This is a genomic window from Rikenella sp., from assembly GCF_056799795.1.
Window position 1 is genome coordinate 1 of the sequence record NZ_JBQIQO010000029.1, and the last position, 19,571, is coordinate 19,571.

Annotated in this window: 12 protein-coding genes; 7 read left to right on the forward strand and 5 right to left on the reverse strand. The window is 60.5% G+C overall.

What is annotated here, in order from left to right:
• Positions 1 to 287 precede the first annotated feature (287 nt).
• From ACTO3O_RS07545 to ACTO3O_RS07555, 3 genes are all read right to left on the reverse strand, one after another.
• Positions 288 to 434: a hypothetical protein gene (locus ACTO3O_RS07545; RefSeq protein ID WP_297831468.1), complete on the reverse strand. Its 147-nt coding sequence runs from the start codon at positions 432 to 434 to the stop codon at positions 288 to 290.
• Between the two features lie 376 nt (positions 435 to 810).
• Positions 811 to 957, reverse strand: a complete 147-nt coding sequence (locus ACTO3O_RS07550; RefSeq protein WP_297627374.1) for a hypothetical protein — start codon at positions 955 to 957, stop codon at positions 811 to 813.
• Positions 958 to 1,218: 261 nt separating this feature from the next.
• The gene (locus tag ACTO3O_RS07555; protein ID WP_482596652.1) at positions 1,219 to 2,061 is read right to left on the reverse strand and encodes a helix-turn-helix domain-containing protein; all 843 of its coding nucleotides are present in this window, start codon (positions 2,059 to 2,061) and stop codon (positions 1,219 to 1,221) included.
• Between the two features lie 164 nt (positions 2,062 to 2,225).
• On the opposite strand from ACTO3O_RS07555, the gene ACTO3O_RS07560 reads away from it, so the two are divergent.
• The 7 genes from ACTO3O_RS07560 (at position 2,226) to radC (ending at position 14,917) form a co-directional block, all read left to right on the forward strand.
• Positions 2,226 to 3,512 (forward strand): efflux RND transporter periplasmic adaptor subunit, encoded by a 1,287-nt coding sequence (locus ACTO3O_RS07560; RefSeq protein ID WP_297831461.1) that lies wholly within the window; start codon positions 2,226 to 2,228, stop codon positions 3,510 to 3,512.
• 48 nt (positions 3,513 to 3,560) lie between these two features.
• Positions 3,561 to 6,770, forward strand: coding sequence for an efflux RND transporter permease subunit (locus ACTO3O_RS07565; RefSeq protein ID WP_297627380.1), 3,210 nt, complete (start codon positions 3,561 to 3,563; stop codon positions 6,768 to 6,770).
• Positions 6,771 to 6,812: 42 nt separating this feature from the next.
• Positions 6,813 to 8,177, forward strand: a complete 1,365-nt coding sequence (locus tag ACTO3O_RS07570) for a TolC family protein (RefSeq protein ID WP_297831458.1) — start codon at positions 6,813 to 6,815, stop codon at positions 8,175 to 8,177.
• Between the two features lie 375 nt (positions 8,178 to 8,552).
• Positions 8,553 to 10,673 (forward strand): Ig-like domain-containing domain, encoded by a 2,121-nt coding sequence (locus ACTO3O_RS07575; RefSeq protein ID WP_297831456.1) that lies wholly within the window; start codon positions 8,553 to 8,555, stop codon positions 10,671 to 10,673.
• A gap of 12 nt (positions 10,674 to 10,685) precedes the next feature.
• Entirely contained in the window at positions 10,686 to 11,438 is a 753-nt protein-coding gene (locus tag ACTO3O_RS07580; RefSeq protein ID WP_300727526.1) for a porin family protein, read from the forward strand.
• Between the two features lie 1,575 nt (positions 11,439 to 13,013).
• Complete coding sequence (trpB, locus tag ACTO3O_RS07585; protein ID WP_297830882.1) at positions 13,014 to 14,192, forward strand: tryptophan synthase subunit beta; 1,179 nt, start codon at positions 13,014 to 13,016, stop codon at positions 14,190 to 14,192.
• A gap of 5 nt (positions 14,193 to 14,197) precedes the next feature.
• Positions 14,198 to 14,917 (forward strand): RadC family protein, encoded by a 720-nt coding sequence (gene radC, locus ACTO3O_RS07590; protein WP_297627393.1) that lies wholly within the window; start codon positions 14,198 to 14,200, stop codon positions 14,915 to 14,917.
• On the opposite strand, the gene ACTO3O_RS07595 is transcribed toward radC, so the two are convergent.
• The gene (locus ACTO3O_RS07595) at positions 14,914 to 17,241 is read right to left on the reverse strand and encodes a TonB-dependent receptor (RefSeq protein WP_297830880.1); all 2,328 of its coding nucleotides are present in this window, start codon (positions 17,239 to 17,241) and stop codon (positions 14,914 to 14,916) included. The genes radC and ACTO3O_RS07595 overlap by 4 nt on opposite strands.
• Positions 17,242 to 19,221: 1,980 nt before the next feature.
• A complete protein-coding gene (locus ACTO3O_RS07600; RefSeq protein WP_297830878.1) occupies positions 19,222 to 19,551 on the reverse strand; it encodes a hypothetical protein in 330 nt (109 codons plus the stop codon).
• Positions 19,552 to 19,571 lie beyond the last annotated feature (20 nt).

The following is a 19,571-nucleotide window of genomic DNA, read 5'->3' on the forward strand; positions in this document are numbered from 1 at the left end:
GCTTTAGTCCGAGAGCGAATAGCGCGATTCCTCTGGAATCGCCGTCCTCGGCGGGGGCGACGCTTTAGCGGCGCGTGGGGGGCCGGGCGACAGGCCGAACATGAAAGGATGGGGGGTGGTGCATTAGGCTGGAATTGATTTGGGTCGGACGCCCGGGCGGAACGCAACGAACATCGTGAGTTTGCGGGCCTCCCGAGGGGGAGGCGTCCGGCCCGCGCGGTTCTGCGAACCGCAGGAGGCAGTTCCCAAACGAAGTTGCCATTAAAAAGACACGGCACTTCCCCCGTTTATTCCGAGAGGCAACGCAGCTGAAAACCGTAGGCACGAGGGTACGCGAAGCTGGAATCGATCCACGCCGCGCAGAAATACAAGTATATGCCATTTGTGCCGCTAGCCGTCGATGACCAGCTGTATCCGTAGCTGCTGACGTACATCAGATCGCCTAATCGCCCTTCGTTACCCGCATCACGACAGCCCGGGGCGGGCCGCGTGATTCGCAAAATTCGAATGAAAAAAATGAGTAGAAGTCCGGGTTCTAAGTTCCCAATCGGTTCCGTCGAAAGCTCTCCTGCCCGTTTATTCCGAGAGGCACCGCAACTGGAGACCGTGAGCACGACTGCCTGCATCATTTATAGGGAGACGCGTTATATAGAATCCTAAATACAGACAATTTGTGTCAGTTACGGACGATGAATAGCAGTATCCGTTACACCCGATAGCCATCAAATCACCCGATTCACCGAAGTCTCCCGCATCGCGGTAGCCCGGGGCGCACCCACAGGGTGTTTTACTGGTCGCCTCTACCCCCGTTTATTCCGAGAGGCACCGCAACTGAAGACCGTAGGCACGGCTGTGCGAATTGCTGGGACTGGCCAGGCTCATGTAAAAGTACAAAAGATGGCTGTAATGTGTCGTTATGGTGGCAGACCAGCTATATCCCCGATTGCCGATGCTCATGGGGTTACCCGTTTCTCTTTCGCGGTAGCCCGGGGCGGGGACGCTCGGCACTCGAACCGGCCCGCCTCTACCCCAATGCCGCATTAGATAACGGTGCCTATACCCGCAAAGGATATCTCTACTTCAAAAACCGATCAAGTCTCTACGCTCCCCCAAAATGCCCAAAATGATGGGCTCTCTTTAAACTTGAATGCCGGTTCTCTGTCTAACGGATCGAAAGCTCTCAAGCGAACCGGCGCAAAACCGTAACGGACAGGGGGCTTAAAGGTGGTTGTTGCGGTACTCTTTGGGAGAGATGCCTTCGTGGCGCTTGAAGTAACGCCCCAGATAGGACTGGTCGGTGAAACGGAGGCGATCCGATATCTCCTGGATGGTCAACTCGGTGGACTGGAGCAGGGCCTTGATCTCCAGGATCGCGAACTCGTCGATGATCGTCTTGGCGGTCGTCCCGACGACCTGACGGCAGATACCGGTCAGGTATTTCGCCGATATGCAGAGCTTGTCGGAGTAGAACGAAACTTCGCGTTCGACGCCGGCGTACTCGTGTACCTGGGCGATGAATTTCTTGAAGAGCTCCTCCTGGCGGTTGCCGCCCACGATCTCGCGACCGCCGAAGACGCGGTACGATTTGTCGTAGATCTCCAGCAGCAGGCAACGCAACAGCTGCTGGGCGATCGCGGTCTGAAAACGGTTCTCGCTGTCGGCGTAGACGGAGGAGGCGCTCTGCATCAGGGCGTGGATGGTCGAGGTGTAGATGTTCAGGTCGGTGTAGCAGGGGTGCTCTTTCAGGAAGGTGAAGAAGCCGAGCTCCAGCCGCATGGAGGCCTGGCCGAACATCTCGCGGGTAAAGCTGAAGAGCGAGACGGTGCAGTCGGAGCTCGCCTCTTCCAGCCGGACGATCGAGCCGGGAAGCAGGACGAGGTAGGTGTCGGGCCGGATCTCATAGGACTTCAGGTCGATCCGGATGGTGGCGCGACCGCTCAGGCCGATTAGAAAAAGGCCGCCTTCTAATTTCCGAAGGCGCGAGGCGGTCGGTTTCAGCGGGCTGGAGCCGGCAAAAAAGGTGTTTTGAACCAGAAGCATTTCCGAATTTGGCCATTTCATAAGCGTTCGATTGGGCTGATCGGCAACAAAAATAGCGTTTTCCGGAAAATGGCCGGACGGGGGTGTTCCGAAAAAGACCAAAACTAAAGACGTTTAACCGGTTTTTCTTCGGACGAAAAATGTATCTTTGCACTCTATATACAAATCCAAACAGGAACGCAGCTATGAACGAAAAGTTTAGCATGATGATGAAACGGATGGGTCTGATGGCTCTCTGTTGTGCGGCGGCCGTCGGGTGTCAGCAGGCTCCGCCGGCGCAAATGGTGGCGCAATATGAGGTGTTGACGGTAGAACCGACCGACCGGACGCTGTCGAGCGTCTATTCGGCGTCGATTCGGGGGAGACAGGATATCGATATCTATCCGCAGGTGGGGGGAACGCTCACGCAGGTGGCGGTGAAGGAAGGGCAGCGGGTCAAAAAGGGACAGACGCTCTTCGTGATCGACCAGGTGCCGTACCGCGCGGCGTTGCAGACGGCGACGGCGAATGTGGCGGCGGCGGAGGCGCAGCTGGCCACGGCGCAGTTGAATTACGACAGCCGGCAGGAGCTGTTCAAGGAGAATGTCGTGTCGGAGTTCGATATGAATACGGCCAAGAATACGCTGCTGGCGGCCAAGGCGCAGCTGGCGCAGGCCAAGGCGCAGGAGGTCAATGCACGGAACAGTCTGTCGTACACGGTGGTGAAGAGTCCGTCGGACGGGGTGGTCGGAACGCTGCCTTATCGGGTGGGGACGCTGGTGAGTGCCAATATGCCGCAGCCGCTGACGACGGTGTCGGATAATTCGGACATGTACGTCTACTTCTCGATGACGGAAAATCAGCTGCTCGATCTGATCCGGGAGTACGGGTCGAAGGATGCGGCGCTGAAGCAGATGCCGGAAATTACGCTGACGTTGAGCGACAAGTCGACTTACGCGCAGGGCGGGAAGATCGAAACGATCAGCGGGGTGATCGACCGCGCGACGGGGGCGGTGAGCCTCAGGGCGGTCTTCCCGAACAAGGAGGGGCTGCTGCACTCCGGAGGGACGGGGAATGTGGTGGTGCCGGTCACGCGGACGGGGGTCGTGGTGATTCCGCAGTCGGCGACGTTCGAAATTCAGGACAGACGGTTCGTCTACAAGGTGGTGGACGGAAAAGCGCAGGCGACGCCGGTGCAGGTGACGAGGGTCGACGGCGGACGGGAGTTTATCGTGAACGAGGGGCTGGTGCCGGGCGATGTGATTGTGGCGGAAGGGGTCGGCTTGTTGCGTGAGGGGACGCCGATCGTGCCGAAGGGACAGCAGGCGGCTCAACCGCAGCAACAGCAACAGCAGGAGCCTCAGGCGCAACAACCGGAGGCGCAGCAGGAACCGCAGGCGCAGGAGTCGAAAGCTCAGGATGCGCAGACTCGCCAGGCGGACGAGGATGCGGCCAAGGCGGAGGCCATTCGGCGGCATACGGACAAGGAATAATCATTCGGAGGAGAGGAGTCTCAAATATCAACGGGGAGGAATAATTGCATGAATCTTAGAAAATTTATCGAACGACCGGTCTTGTCGGCCGTGATCTCGATTACGATCGTCGTGGTGGGGATCATCGGGCTCTTCACGCTGCCGGTCGAACAGTATCCGGATATCGCGCCGCCGACGATTCAGGTGAGCGCCACTTATTTCGGGGCGAGTGCCGAAACGTTGCAGAAGAGTGTCGTGGCGCCGCTGGAGGAGGCGATCAACGGGGTGGAGGATATGACCTACATGACGTCGACGGCTTCCAATGCGGGGACGGTCTCCATTACGGTCTACTTCAAACAGGGGGTCGATCCGGACATGGCGGCGGTCAATGTCCAGAACCGGGTGGCACGGGCGACGGGGCAGCTCCCGGCGGAGGTGACGCAGGTGGGGGTGACCACTTCGAAGCGACAGACGAGTATCTTGCAGATGTTCGCGCTCTATAGCCCGGACGATACGTATGACGAAACGTTCCTGGCAAACTACCTGACGATCAACCTCAAACCGGAAATCCTCCGGATCACGGGGGTGGGGGACCTGATGGTGCTCGGGGCGGATTACAGCATGCGGATATGGATGAAGCCGGACGTGATGGCGCAATATAAGCTCATTCCGTCGGATGTGGCGCAGGTGCTGGCGGAACAGAATATCGAGGCGGCGACGGGGTCGTTCGGCGAAAATTCGGACGAAACGTACCAGTATACGATGAAGTACCGCGGGCGCCTGGTGACGCCGGAAGAGTTCGGCGAAATCGTCGTCCGGTCGACGGAGGACGGAGAGGTGCTCAAACTCAAGGATATCGCGGATATCGAGCTGGGACAGGAGAGTTATGCGTTCCACGGGAAGCTGAACGGACATCCGGGGATCGCTTGTATGGTCTTCCAGACGGCGGGGTCGAATGCTACGGAGGTCAATCAGAAGATCGATGCTTTCCTGAAGGAGGCGGCCAAGAGTTTCCCGAAGGGGGTGGCGATGACGCAGCTCATGAGTTCGAACGACTTCCTCTTCGCTTCGATTCACGAGGTGATCAAGACGCTGATCGAGGCGATTATCCTCGTCACGCTGGTGGTCTATGTCTTCTTGCAGGATTTGAGGTCGACGTTTATCCCGCTCATCGGGATTATCGTCTCGCTGATCGGGACGTTCGCATTCATGGCGCTGGCGGGGTTCTCGATCAACCTGATTACGCTCTTCGCGCTGGTGCTGGTGATCGGGACGGTGGTGGACGACGCCATTATCGTCGTCGAGGCGGTGCAGGCGAGGTTCGATGTGGGGTACCGGTCGTCGTATATGGCAAGTATCGATGCCATGAAGGGGATTAGCGGGGCGGTGATCACTTCGTCGCTGGTCTTTATGGCGGTCTTTATCCCGGTCTCGTTCATGGGGGGGACGTCGGGGACGTTCTACACGCAGTTCGGGTTGACGATGGCGGTGGCGGTCGGGATATCGGCGGTCAATGCGTTGACGCTCAGTCCGGCGCTGTGCGCGCTCCTGCTCAAACCGTACACCAATGAGGACGGAAGTTCGAAAAACAACTTTGCGGCGAAGTTCCGGAAGGCGTTCAATGCGGCGTTCGGGACGATCAGCGAAAAGTATAAGAAAATCGTGCTGGTCTTCGTGAAACATCGCTGGCTGACGTGGGGGCTGCTGATCTGCTCGGTGGCGGCGCTGGTCTACCTGATGGAGACGACCAAAACGAGTCTCGTGCCTCAGGAGGATCAGGGGACGATTATGGTCAATGTCAGCACGGCGCCGGGGAACTCGCTCCAGACGACCAATGAAATCATGGGCCAAATCGAACAGCGGCTGCTGACGATTCCGCAGGTGCAGAATTTGCAGGTGGTGTCCGGGTACGGGCTGATCTCGGGACAGGGGAGCTCGTTCGGGATGGCGATCGTCAAGCTCAAACCGTGGGACGAACGGGAAAAGAAGGAGGATGCGGTCGATGCGGTGATCGGACAGATCTATGCCCGGACGGCGGATATCAAGGATGCGCAGGTCTTCGCCATGTCGCCGGGGATGATCCCGGGCTACGGGATGGGGAACTCGCTCGATATCCAGATGCAGGACAAGGCGGGCGGAGATATCAATACGTTCTACGGAACGGTGCAGCAGTTCCTCGGGGCGCTCAACCAGCGGCCGGAGATCGCGATGGCTTACTCGACGTTCGACGTGCGCTATCCGCAGTGGATGGTGGATGTGGACGCGGCCAAGTGCAAGCGGGCGGGGACGACGCCGAATGCGGTGCTGAGCACGCTGGCGGGATACTACGGGGGACAGTATGTCTCGAACTTCAACCGTTTCTCGCGGGTGTACAGGGTGATGATGCAGGCCGATCCGAAGCACCGGATGGATGAGAAGTCGCTCGACAATACTTTCGTGCGGCTGGCTAATGGCGAAATGGCGCCGCTGTCTCAGTTTGTGACGCTGACGCGCGTGTACGGGGCGGAAACCTTGAGCCGGTTCAATATGTACAACTCGATTGCGGTGAGTGCGATGCCGGCGGAGGGATATAGTACGGGGGACGCCATTCGGGCGGTCGAGGAGACGGCTGCGGCGGCACTGCCGATCGGATATGGGTACGACTTCGGCGGGATTACGCGCGAGGAGAGCCAGCAGAGCGGACAGACGGGGATTATCTTCGCGATCTGTTTCCTGATGGTCTACCTGATCCTCTGCGCGTTGTACGAAAGTTTCGTCGTGCCGTTCGCGGTGTTGCTCTCGGTGCCGTGCGGGCTGATGGGGACGTTCCTCTTCGCCAAAATCATGGGCCTGGAGAACAACATCTACTTGCAGACGGGGCTGATCATGCTGATCGGGCTGATCGCCAAAACGGCGATCCTCCTCACGGAGTATGCCACGGAACGCAGGCACGCGGGGATGAGCCTGATCGCTTCGGCGGTCAGTGCGGCGAAGGCGCGCCTGCGGCCGATTCTGATGACGGCATTGACCATGATCTTCGGTATGTTGCCGCTGATGGCGGCTACCGGGGTGGGGGCCAACGGGAACCGGTCGTTGGGGAGCGGGGTCGTCGGCGGGATGGTGATCGGGACGCTCGCGATGCTCTTCGTGGTGCCGTCGCTCTTCATCGCCTTCCAGTGGTTGCAGGAGAAGATCAAACCGTTGCAGACGGAACCGACCGAGGACTGGCAGATCCAGGAAGAGATGGAGGAGACCGAAAAAGAGTTGAAGGAGGCCGGAATCGATACGTCGAAAAAGTAGTGACGCGACGGAGTGCGTTCAAAACCAAGTAAATTCCAACGTATGAAGAGAATCATCGCGATGTCGGCGGCTGCTCTGATCCTGAGCGGCTGCGGCATCTATAAAAAATATCAGCCGACGGAGGAGGTGCCGGAGGGTTTGTACGGGGCAGGGCTGTCGGAGGGGAAGGATACGACCAATTTCGGGAACTTGTCGTGGAGGGAGGTCTTTACGGATCCGTATCTGCGGGACTTGATCGACTCGGCGCTGGTGAGGAATACGGATATGCGGACGGCGACGCTGAGGGTGGAGCAGGCCGAGGCGGGGCTCAGGGCGGCGAGGTTGTCGTACCTGCCCTCGATCGCCTTCACGCCGGAGGCGGCGGTCAGCAGCGTCGATACCAAACGGGCGGTGCAGACGTACAACATTCCGGTGGCGGCGAGCTGGGAGATCGACATCTTCGGCAAACTGACCAATGCCAAACGCAAGGCGAAGGCCGGCTTCGAACAGAGTCAGGAGTACGAGCAGGCGGTGAAGACGGGACTGGTGGCGGGGATGGCCAATGCGTACTACACGCTTTTGATGCTGGATGCGCAGCACCGGATTGCGGTCGAAACGGAGGCGATCTGGAAACAGAGCGTCGAAACGACCCGCGCGATGAAAAAGGCGGGGATGGTGACCGAGGCGGCGCTGGCGCAGACGGAGGCGACCTATTACGGGATTTGCACGCAGGTGCTCGACCTGGCGGAACAGATCAACCGGGCGGAGAATTCGATCAATCTCCTGCTGGCGCGCACGCCGCAGGGGATTGCGCGGGGACGGCTCGCGGAACAGCGGATGCCGGAGACCTTCTCGGTAGGGGTGCCGATCCAGATGCTGGCCAACCGGCCGGACGTGCGGGCGGCGGAACTGTCGCTGGCGCAGGCTTTCTATACGACCAACGCGGCGAGGGCGGCTTTCTATCCGAGCATCACGCTCAGCGGGAGCGCGGGGTGGACGAATAGTGCGGGAAGCATGATCGTCAATCCGGCCAAGTTCGTCGCGTCGGCGGTGGCGCAGCTGATGCAGCCGATCTTCGCACGGGGAGCCAATCGGGCCAACCTCAAGATCGCCAAGGCGGAACAGGAGGTGGCGCAGCTGACGTTCGAACAGACGCTCCTGCAGGCGGGGGTAGAGGTGAACGAGGCGGTGGAACTGTATCAGACGGCGAAGGAGAAGGCGGACTACTACGAAAAACAGGTGGCGTCGCTGGAAACGGCGACGAAGAGTACGCAGTTGCTGATGAAGCACGGCAATACGACCTATCTGGAGGTGCTGACGGCGCAGCAGACGCTGCTCACGGCGCAGCTCAGCCGGGTGGCCAACCGTTTCTCGGAGATTCAGAGCATGATTACCCTCTACCGGGCGCTCGGCGGGGGACGGATGTAGGCGTCGGATTTATGCGGCGGGGAAGCTTTCTGCTTCCTGCGCCGGGACGGCGACCGGCTTGAGAGCATGGCTTTCAGGGCGGTCGCCGTTCCGTTTTCAGAACGGTCGTCTCCGGCTCCTTAGGAGAGACGGTTTTCAGGTTAAGAGAGGCGGTTTTCGGGGGACAGCGGCCGGGCGGGAAAATATACCTATATTTGTTGTTCGGACGGGGGCGGGATTCGGTGAGACGGGAACGGGCGGCAGGGAGGCTGTTGCGGCGGAGGAACGGAATGCCGTTGCGGTGGGGGCCGGTGTGGCGGGGGACGCGCTGGCCGTTGCGGCGTTGGTCGGTGTGGGGGACGAAAATTTTACGGAAACAAAGAGGATTATACGCGGATGAGAGAGTTTCGGATACGCGATCTGTTGTTCGTGCTGCTCGGTTGCACGATCTTCGTGCGGTGCGCTTCGATTGCGCAGCCGCAGGGGGGGCCGCGCGACTCGCTGCCGCCGTTGGTGGTCGGGACGGTGCCGATGCAGCGGACGGTGAATTTCGACGGGAAACGCATCGTGCTGAATTTCAACGAATATGTCGCTCTGCGAGACCAGCAGAAGGAGATGCTCGTTTCGCCGCCGTCGCCGACGGGAAAGCAACCGCAGCTGACGGTAAAGGGGAGGTCGATCGTGGTCGATTTCGAGGAGAAACCGGACAGCGGGACGACTTATCGGATCGATTTCGGAAACTCGATCGCCGACAATAACGAGGGGAATCGGCTGGGAAACTACGCCTTTATCTTCTCGACGGGGGCGGAGCTGGATACGCTCATCATGAGCGGTTTGGTGGTCGATGCGCAGACGAGGGACTCGGTGGTCGGGGCGATGGTCTTCTTCTTCGATGCGGAGGCGGACTCGGCGGCGGCGTACGATTCGGTGATGTTCAACGCGCGGGCGAGGGCGATCTTCCGGACGGACAGTTCGGGGCTGTTTCTGGCCGATATTCTGCGGGATCGGGACTACCGGATCTATGCGATGCTGGACAAGAACGGAAATCAACGCTATGAACCGGGAAAGGACTATATCGCGATGCTCGATTCGGTCTACAACCCGACGCGCATGCCGGATTTCGACATGTGGATCGACCCGGCGGAGGGACGGCGCGGCCCGAGGAGACGGATCGAACCGCCGCAGCTGGTGTTCGAACTCTTCCTGGAGGAGCCGAAGCAGAGGACGATGATTCTGGAGCAGAAACGGCCGATCAGGCAGCAGTTGCAGATCGTCTTCAATAATAGGGAACGGCAGCGGATCGTCTCGTTCGTGCCGGAGGGGATCGATTCGACGTGGCTGAAGAGGGAGGACGGGATCAAGGGCGATACGGTCTGGTACTGGATAGAACCGCCGACGAAACAGGAGGCGGAGCTGTTGCCGGATACGGTGAGGGTCAGGATCGAGTATATGACGCAGGACAGTGTCTGGCAGCCGCAGGTGCGGAGCGAGACGCTCTCGTTCGTGCATCGGGTCTTCGACCGGAATGCGCCGCGAAGGGTGCAGCGATCGAATACGGCGTATGCGGATAGTGTCCGGAAGGTGCGCGAGGAGCGGCGACGGGCGAAACGGGCTGAGCGGTTGCAGAAAAAATGGATCAGGGTGGCGAGGGTGATCAGCCGGCGGAGGGGCGATCCGAAACGGACGGATGCGGAGCTGCTGGCGGACAGTACGCTCTTCAAACAGGTGGATGTCGATACGACGCAGGTCGAAAAACCGAAACGGGGGGAAGAGGAGGCGGGGGCGCCGAATCTGTTCGGGTTCAATGTCCTGGCGGATAATCCGTTGATTCCGGACAACCATATCCGGATGGTGTTCGACTATCCGTTGCGGAGGGTGGACAGTAGCCGGATTCGGCTCACGAGGCTCACGGCGGGGGCGGCGGCGCTGCCGAGCCGAGACCGGCAGACGGTGGCCACGGAGGCGACGGTGCAGAAGGTCGAACAGCCGGAGGCTTTCACGGTCGATTTCGATACGGTTTCGCGACGCATGCTGACGATTCGGGCGGACTGGAGACCGGACGAGGAGTATGCGCTCCTGATTCCGGACAGTGTCTTCCTCGATGTGGCGTTCCAGGCGAACGATACGCTGAAATCGACGTTCCGGGTGGCGGATACGAGCCGCTTCGGAACGGCGATCATCCGTCTGTCGGGCCTTGCGGAGGGGGATAGCGTGCCGGGAACGGAGTATATTCTGGAGTGGCAGACGAGGGACGGTAAGACGGTGAGGAGGGTGACGCATGCGGTGAGGGGAGGGGTCTATAAGTTGCAGTATCTGCCGCCGAATCGCTATCGGCTCCGGGTGACGGAGGATCGCAACGGAAACGGGGAGTGGGATACGGGCAGTCTGGTCGATCGGAGGCAGCCGGAGAGGATCCGTTTCTGGGAGCATCCGGTCTCGGGGCGAGATATTCTGGCGAAGGAGAATTGGGATGTAGGGGTGGAGGTGGATGTGGATGAATTGTTCGGGCGGTTTTGATGATACATGGGAATGAAAATCAATAGGTTGAAATATCTGGTCTGGTCTGTGGCCGTCGCTCTGGGGGCGGGCTGCGGGACGGTGAGGGGGCAGGAGCGGGGGGTGCCGTCGGAGACGCTCAGCGCGGCCTGGGCGCCGGTCAAGGTGGATCACTATATCGGTGTGAGGGGGGGGTATGCGATGGGGTCGATCCGGTTCGAACCGACGAGGCAGACGAAAATGAAGATGGGGCTGATGGTGGGGGGGATTTCCTATAAGTTCGATGTCCCGGCGCAGAAGTATGTGGGGTGTATCGAGGCGGATATCAACTGGTCGCAGAAGGGGTACAGGGTGCATCGCTATTTCGATTCGGAGGAGGTGTCGGAACGGGTCTGGAGTGTGATCGAGGTGCCGATTCTCTGGCAGCCGTATCTGCCGTTGGGTAAGGGGGGATCGAGGTTCTATCTCAGCGCGGGGCCGTATGTGAGCTATGCGCTCGATTCGCGCTTCAGGGAGTTCAATGAGGTGACGGGGGAGGTGATCGAGGAGGGAAAGTATGAGTATGATCCGACGAGGGACAATCGCTGGGAGTACGGGGTGACGTTCGGGGCGGGGTTTCTGGTGGCGATCCGGCGGTTTTCGATCTCGGCGGAGTTCCGCTATAACATCGGGTTGTCGGATGTCTACAAGGGGGTGACGAAGTATGAGGGCAATCCGTTTCGGTCGCCGGCGGATCAAATGGCGATTACGCTGGGGGTGAATTACAAAATCAGGATGCATAAGTAGGGCGACTCTGTGGCGTGAGGGGCTTGTTTGGGCTGACACAGCCGATTGGCTGTTGTGGGCTCGCGGAACAGGAAATTGGGCCGAGGCTGCCATAGCGAAACGCAGTTTCGCCCGTCCACGGGGCGTGGGGCCCGCGCGGCCTGAGCGCAGTACCCTCCCGTAGGACAGACGCGCGCCCCGCCTAAAGGAGCGATTCAGCTATTTCGGCGGTGAGCCGAAATAGAATGAATCGTGCAGGCGCGCGAAAAACTTGTCCCTGCGCAAAAATCCCTCTTTAGGCGGGCGACGGCAAAAAGCGGCGGAGCGAAAGCGGAGCCGCAGTGAGGCCGACACGGGGCGGTGCTTTGAGCCGAGCTTTTGCGACTCGCAGAGTCGCGCAGTTCGCCGCCACCCCACGCGGCGGACTGCAACTCGCCGGCGCTCGTTGCTGCTCTCCGCTGGCGGCGACTGCAAACAGGTCGCGGACGAATGGGCCGTGCTTTTGCGGTTCGAAGAACCGCCGGGCCTGCGCGCTGGGCCTTCGGCCCACCCCCGGAGCGCGCGGCCCGAACCCGAAGAATTGGGGCGGTGCTGACGGCGGAACTATTGCGACCTTTAAGTCGCCGTCCGCGGCGAGAGCGACGCTTTAGCGGCGCGTGGGGGGGCGCCGAGGACGAACCCGACAGATTTAGGTTGTGGATTGAGCCGTGAGTTAGGCTGAATGCTTGCGACCTGAAAGGTCGCGCGGGCCGGACGCCTTCCCACGGGAGGGACGCACAGCGTCTTTTACTGGCCGCCTCTACCCCACAACAGCATCTCCCGGGCGTCCGGCCTGCCATGTGGCGCGCTTTCATTCAACCGATAGGAATGTGCTCTTGTAATTCGGGTCGGAGCCAGCGTAGCCGGAAACGAGCTTCGCGACGTTGCAGGCCTACGCCTGGGGTGGCTCCGGCCCGCGCGGTTCTTCGAACCGCAGGATTCCACTCAAAAGTAGGGTAGAGGCTGTCGATTACTTAGGGTAGTTCCAGCCATCTTTCGGGTGCCGAGCGGCACCGTTTATTCCGAGAGGCAACGCAACTGAAAACCGATAGCACGATTGTTCATATACCCGGGAGCAAGCCACGTTACGTCGAAATGTAATCCCACACTATAAGTGCCGGTCGCCAGAGTAGACCAGCTGTATCCGCTGAAGCCGACGCCGCCCTGGGAACTCGTATGGCTGCTGAGGTTGCCCGGGGCGGGGCGACAGCTGTCGGACAGAGGTCGGGAATCCGTTTTTTCTGTTCGGCGGGCGGTGGCGGATCGTGGAGACGCAAGAAAAATCGAATGTGTTCGAAAATCGTTTGGAAATTCGATTTTTTATGTACATTTGTGATGTCCGGAGCACATCCGGACGACAATCGGAAGAATGAAAACAACGACTTTGGCACAAGCATGGTGGTGGCGCACGACTCGTAATCGATTCGCGTGAGGCACCGCTTTACACCTTTGTTCCAAGTTGCAAAAAACACTCAGAAAAGGCTGTCGGACTCACCGGCGGCCTTTCTCTTTTTCGCGACACCATACCGAATAAAAACACTAAAAATTACAAATACCATGAACTACCACGTAGACGAAAACGGTTACTACGGCGAATTCGGCGGCGCTTTTGTGCCCGATGAACTCCGCGAGAATATCGACCAGCTCACCGAACGGTATGTCGGGATTCTCGAAAGCCCCAAGTTCAAAAAAGAGTTCGCAGACCTGCTGAGATTCTATGCCGGGCGGCCGTCGCCCCTCTATTTCGCGCCGAGGCTCAGCGCCCGGTACGGCGCGAGGATCTACCTCAAACGCGAGGAGCTCAACCACACCGGATCGCACAAAATCAATAACGCCATCGGGCAGATTCTGCTCGCGAAGGAGATGGGGTGCACCCACATCATCGCCGAAACGGGGGCCGGACAGCACGGGGTGGCCACGGCGACGGTCTGTGCGATGCTCGGGTTGCGGTGTACGGTGTATATGGGGGCGGTGGATGTCGAACGGCAGGCGTTGAACGTCGCGCGGATGAAGATGCTCGGGGCGACGGTCGAAGCGGTCACCAGCGGTGGGGCGACGCTCAAGGATGCGGTGGATGAGGCGCTGGCGTACTGGGTGTCGCATCCCGAGGCCTACTACCTGTTGGGGTCGGCGGTCGGGCCGCACCCGTTCCCGGATATCGTGGCGCGGTTGCAGGCGGTGATCAGTGCCGAAATCCGGCAGCAGCTGGCGGAACTGGAGGGACGCGAGACGCCGGACTATGTGATCGCCTGCATCGGCGGGGGGAGCAATGCGGTGGGGGCGTTCTACCATTTTCTGGAGGACGAGGCGGTGCGGCTTGTGCAGGTCGAGGCGGCGGGACGCGGAACCGAGGGGACGGAGCATGCGGCGTCGCTTACGTGCGGCACGCTGGGGGTGCTGCACGGGAGTCGGTCGATGATTCTTTTCGATGAGAACGGGGAGGTGAGGGAGCCCTATTCGATCTCGGCGGGGCTGGACTATCCGGGGATCGGGCCGCTGCACGCCTATCTGGCGCAGACGGGACGTTCGACGGTGCTCACGGCGACGGACAGGCAGGCGCTGGAGGCGGCGCTGGAGCTGGCGCAGCTCGAGGGGATCATTCCGGCGATCGAGTCGGCGCATGCGCTGGCGGCGTTGCCGCAGCTCAGTTTCCGACCGGAGGAGGTGGTGGTGGTGAATGTATCGGGACGGGGGGATAAGGATATGCCGATGTATGTGCGGGAGCTGGATTTGTAAACTTTTTGTCGTTACGGCTTATGGAAGAGTGGCCCAATAAGGCGCGACGGCCGATCAGGGAGTGGAACGAACAGGATCGGCCGCGCGAAAAACTGATGAGTCGCGGGGCGTCGGCGCTGACGGATGCGGAGCTGCTGGGGGTGCTGATCGGGTCGGGTACGGTGGAGTGCTCGGCGGTGGAGATCGGACGCAGGCTGCTGGATGCGGTGGGGGGAGATTTGGTGGAGCTGGGGCGAAAGAGTCTCGCGGAGTTGCAGCGGTTCAACGGGATCGGGCTGGCGAGGGGGGTGAGCATCGCGGCGGCGTTGGAGCTGGGACGCAGGCGAGGGGCGGCGGAAAGGCCGGCGCAGGACTATATTGCGGGGAGTCGCGATATCGTCGCGATTTTCCAGCCGCTGCTGGCGGATCTGCCGCACGAGGAGGTGTGGGCGATGCTGCTCTCGAGGTCGAAGCGGATCATCGAACGGTTCCGGGTGAGTCAGGGCGGAATCGAGGGCTCGGTGATCGATCCGAGGGTGGTGATCCGCCGGGCGTTGGATCGGAATGCGTCGGGAATCGTGCTGGTGCACAACCATCCGTCGGGAAATGCTTCGCCGAGCGGGGAGGATGCGGAGCAGACGCGGAAGTTGCAGCGGGCGGCGGGATATTTCGATATCCGGCTGCTGGATCATGTGATTGTCTCGGATCGCGAGTCGTTCAGCTTCGCGGAGAGGGGGCTGCTCTAAAAGGCGAAGACGAGGTTGGCGCCGTAGGTCAGCGGTTTGCCGCGCTGGACGAACGACCGGCCGAAGGATTCGAAATAGAAGGCGCCGTAGTCGGTGTTCAGCAGGTTGCGGCCCCAGAGTTCCAGCCGCACGAAGTCGTGGCGGAGGGTGACTTTGGCGTTCAGAAGGCCGTAAAAGTCTTGCCGGACGTCGTTCGATTCGTTCCAATAGATGGGGCCGGCGCCGGTGTATTGGGCGGCGAAGGTCAGCTGGTTCACCCACCGGTCGGGCAGGTTGAGGGAGTAGGCGCCGCCGAGTGAAAAGGTGTGCTGGGGTACGTAGGGGATGCGTTTCCCGCGGTAGTCGATCTGTTGGCCGTCGGAGTCGATCCCGCCGTCGTAGTCGCGGAAGGTGGCGTGGGTGTAGCCGTAGTTCAGGTCGAAGCTCAGCCCTTGTACGGGGCGCACGCAGGCGGAGAGTTCCACGCCGTAGCTCCGGCCGCGGCCGGCGTTGGTCAGGATGCGGCCGCTGCCGCCGTTCACGAATTGGGTCAGTTGCACGTCGCGGATGTCCATCCAGAAGAGGGCGATTTCGGTCTCCAGCAGGCCGCCGAGGAGGCGGGCTCGGGTGCCGAGTTCGTAGTTCCAGGTCTCTTCGGGCTTGTAGGCCAGGGCGTTCCGGAGCTCTCCTCCGGCCGCGCCGTCGGCTTTCGTACCGGTCGATGCGCCGGGACGACCGCTGCCGCCGCTCATGGCGGGGCGGGCGGAGCGCAGGCTGTCTTGCATCACTTCCGAAAACATCTGGATGTTGTACCCGCCGGCTTTGTAGCCTTTCGCCACGGTGGCGTAGGTCATGATGTCGGGGGTGCATTCGTATTTGAGGGATATTTTGGGCAGGCATTGCCAGAAGTCCTGATGGTCGGTGCCGGTCAGGGTCTTGGCGAGGGGCATGGGGATGCCGCCGGGGGGGAGCATCTGGGGGCCGCCGGGCCGGTTTTCGGCCCGCAGGTCGAGCGACATGGAGGTGTTGTATTTCAGGGTCTGGCGTTCGTAGTCGAGCCGAAGGCCGAGGGTCAGCGAGAGGCCGGGGGTCAGCAGGTCGTCGATGGTGGATTGGTGGAAGAGGGCGATGCCGCCGGCGGGGGTGCGGTAGGTGCCGGGGTTGGGGATGCGGTCGTCGAGGATGGTCAGCTGGACGGGCATGGGGATGCCGTCGAAAACGGGCTGGAGGATGTCGCGGATGCCGTCTTCCTTGAAGACGACGTCGCCGTCGGTGGTCAGGGCGTTGTAGAAACCGAAGAGGCCGACGGACCATTTGTAGCGGCGGTCTTCGCGGACGGAGCGAAGGACGAGCTCCTGGTTGACGGAGTGCTGGCGTTGCCGCTGGTCGATGGTGAAGATGCTCTGGCGGGTGAAGTCCTGATCCATGGACATGTCGTCGTCGAGCCACTGGTAGCCGGTGTTGGAGGTGAGCTGGAGGCGGTCGGTGAGGTATTCGAGCCGCAGGGAGTTGTTGCTCATCCGGCGGCGATAGTGGCCGGGGTCGTTGTAGTCTACGGGGGCGATTTTCCCGCTCTCTTTGTCGTAGAGGCCGTAGGCGAAGGCGTCCTGGTCGGTGAAGTCGAACCCGCCGGCGAGCATGGCTTTCAGGCGGGGGGTGATTTGCCATTCGAATTTCAGACGGCCGCCGGCGGATTGGCCGCGGTCGGCTTTTCGACCGGTGAATTGGTTGGTGAAGTAGCCGCCGTCGCGGTCGTAGTAGGCGCCGACGCTCAGGCCGGCTCGGTGGCCGAAGCGGGCGAGTTTCGATATCCGGGCTTGCCAGTTGCCGTGGCTGCCGCCGCCGACGGAGAGGCGGTGGCCTTGGTATTCGAGGGGGGAAAGGGTGTAGACGTTGATGATGCCGCCCATGGCGTTCCGACCGTAGAGGGTACCCTGGGGGCCGCGGAGGACTTCGATGCGCTGGATGTCGAGGAAGTCGAAGTCGAAGGTGGATTTGTCCATGTAGGGGATGTTGTCGACGTAGAGGCCGACGCTCTGGCCGCTGCTCCGGGCGCCGACGCCGCGCAGGTAGACGGGGGTGGTCATCCGGGAACCGTAGTCGGGGATGAAGAGGTTGGGAACGAAGGCGCTGAGGTCTTTGACGGATTCGATCTGGCGGTTGTTGATCCGGGTGGGGGTGATGAGGGAAACAGCTTCGGGAAGGCTCTGAAGGGCGTTGGTCTCTTTGGCGGAGGAGCGGACGACGATCTCTTCGGATTCGACGGTGCGGGTGGTGTCGCGGTCTTCGGCGTCCGCGAGGAGCGGGAGGGTGCAGCTCAGCAACAAAAGGAATAGGCGTCTCATTCTCGATAGAGGCTGTGGTTGGAACCGGTGGTTGAAAGCGCAAAGAAAGGGTTTACATTCGTTTCGGGCAATCGCTATATGTAGTGATAAAGGGGCTGACTGTTGTGGGTATTCTTGAGGGGGTTGCGGGATTTGGGTAGAGGCTGCCACGATTTGTTGGGGTAGAGGCTGTTTTGTGATTTGGGACGCGGCTGCCGCATTGGTTAAGGCCGCCGGCAGCTTAAGGATGCGTCAGCATCCGTCTAAAGTTTTTTTTGTTCTTTTTGTTCACAAAAAGAACAGTATCCTCAAACCTATCGCGCGCCACGCCTAAAGAGGGAAATCGTCAAAATGCGCTTGCGTGTTTTGACAAGATTTCCCCAGGCGCGCGAACAAAGCTCGCCTTATGCGCAAAAATCCGTCGCCCGCCCGCTTAAATGGCATATTCTGCCGGTTGGCACTTGGCCAATCCGGCAAGAATTGCCGCGGGCGACGGCAGTGGCGGAGCGCAAGCGGAGCCGCAGTGAGGCTGACACGGGGCGGAGAACTGGGGCGAGCTGTGGGCTGTGCCTGTTCTTCGGGCTCGAAAACCGGTTGCGGTTTTCGAGCCGCGCCGGGCCGAGTATGGGGCTGAGATTTGGGCAGTGGATTGGGCTGAGCTGTTGGCCGGGCTTTGGGCATTGCTCTTGCGACCCTTTGGGTCGCGCAGTTCGCCGCCACCCCACGCGGCGGGCTGCAACTCGACGGAGCTCGTTGCGCCTCCGCTGGCGGCGAACAACTTTAACAAGGTGTGCCCGAGGACGAACCTCGCAAAACGGGGGGCGGTGAATAGGTCGTTGTTCTTGCGACCCGTAGGAGCGCCGGGCCTGCGTGCTGGGCCGTTCGGCCCACCCCCGGAGCGCGCAGCCCGAATCCAATAAAATGGAGAGTGGATGGGGGGGGAGCTTTTGCGACCCGTGAGGCTCGCAACCCGCCGTTCCGCGCCGAGAGTTGCCGTCCCTCCCGGGTGTCCGATCCGCTTACAGTGCGTTTTCGCTTAATAGATAGGAATATGCTCTAGTGATTCGGGCCGAAGCCTGCGGGGCCCAAAAGCAACGTCAGTTGCGGGCCTCCGCTGGGGGAGGCTTCGGCCCGTGCGATTCTTCGAACCGCAGGACTCAGCTCAAAAGTAGGGTAGAGGCTGGCATTAAAAGACGCTGTGCGTCCGTTTATTCCGAGAGGCAACGCAACTGATAACCGGAGGCGCGGTTGTTCGCGTTGCTGGGATTGAGCCACGTTACGCTGAAATTCAAGTTCATGCCATTGGTGCCGCTGACCGTTGAAGCCCAGCTGAAACCGTAGTTGCCGACGTACGTCAGACCGCCCGAGGCGTTGTGGCGGAAGCCCGGGGCGGTGCCGCATGATCCGCAAAATCCGAATGAAAAAATCGGTAGAAGTTTGGGTTTTAAGCCCCCAATCGGTTCCGGCGAAAGCTCTTGTCCCGTTTATTCCGAGAGGCAACGCAACTGATAACCGGAGGCGCGACCGTTCGCGTTGCTGGGATTGAGCCACGTTACGCTGAAATTCAAGCTCATGCCATTGGTGCCGCTGACCGTTGAAGCCCAGCTGAAACCGTAGTTGTCGACGTACGTCAGACTGCCCGAGGCGTTGTGGCGGCAGCCCGGGGCGGTGCCGCATGATCCGCAAAATCCGAATGGAAAAAATCGGTAGAAGTTTGGGTTTTAAGCCCTCAATCGGTTCCGGCGAAAGCTCTTGTCCCGTTTATTCCGAGAGGCAACGCAACTGACGACCGCCGGCACGGTTGCCCGAGTAGTTGAGGGTGAGCTCTGTCGCGGCGAAGCTCAAGTACATGCCGCCAGTTCCGCCAAAGGAGGAAGACCAACTGTATCCGTAGTTGCCGAGGCCACCCGGCTTGCCCGAAGAGTAGTGGCGGTAGCCCGGGGCGGGCCGCCGACAGGGCGTTTTACTGGTCGCCTCGACCCCAAATGCCTCGACCCTCGTTTATTCCGAGAGGCAGCGCAACTGAAGACTGTGGCCGCGGATAGTTGTACTACCGGAGTTGAAGTATTGCATGTTGAAGTACAAACTGCCATGACCGGTATTGCTGGCTGTGGACGAGCTACTGAATCCGTCGTACCCGACACCCGTCAGATTTCCGAATCGGTTGTTGTTTCCTCCGTCGCGGAAGCCCGGGGCGGGGTACCAGGCGAGCGGGGTTCCCGCGCCCGAGGTGCTTACCTTGTAGAGACGACCGTTGGTGGCTTTGTAATCCCCTGTACTGTACTTTTCACCGGCTTTCCCGTCCGAATAATAAGGGAAGGTACCGGTCAAAGGCTGATCCACGTCGGTCG

Coding starts and splice junctions, on each gene's coding strand:
- ACTO3O_RS07565 (WP_297627380.1), top strand. CDS start 3,561: ATGAATCTTAGAAAATTTATCGAACGACCGGTCTTGTCGGCCGTGATC.
- ACTO3O_RS07595 (WP_297830880.1), bottom strand. CDS start 17,241: ATGAGACGCCTATTCCTTTTGTTGCTGAGCTGCACCCTCCCGCTCCTC.
- ACTO3O_RS07570 (WP_297831458.1), top strand. CDS start 6,813: ATGAAGAGAATCATCGCGATGTCGGCGGCTGCTCTGATCCTGAGCGGC.
- ACTO3O_RS07580 (WP_300727526.1), top strand. CDS start 10,686: ATGAAAATCAATAGGTTGAAATATCTGGTCTGGTCTGTGGCCGTCGCT.
- ACTO3O_RS07560 (WP_297831461.1), top strand. CDS start 2,226: ATGAACGAAAAGTTTAGCATGATGATGAAACGGATGGGTCTGATGGCT.
- ACTO3O_RS07555 (WP_482596652.1), bottom strand. CDS start 2,061: ATGAAATGGCCAAATTCGGAAATGCTTCTGGTTCAAAACACCTTTTTT.
- trpB (WP_297830882.1), top strand. CDS start 13,014: ATGAACTACCACGTAGACGAAAACGGTTACTACGGCGAATTCGGCGGC.
- ACTO3O_RS07550 (WP_297627374.1), bottom strand. CDS start 957: ATGAGCATCGGCAATCGGGGATATAGCTGGTCTGCCACCATAACGACA.
- ACTO3O_RS07575 (WP_297831456.1), top strand. CDS start 8,553: ATGAGAGAGTTTCGGATACGCGATCTGTTGTTCGTGCTGCTCGGTTGC.
- ACTO3O_RS07545 (WP_297831468.1), bottom strand. CDS start 434: ATGTACGTCAGCAGCTACGGATACAGCTGGTCATCGACGGCTAGCGGC.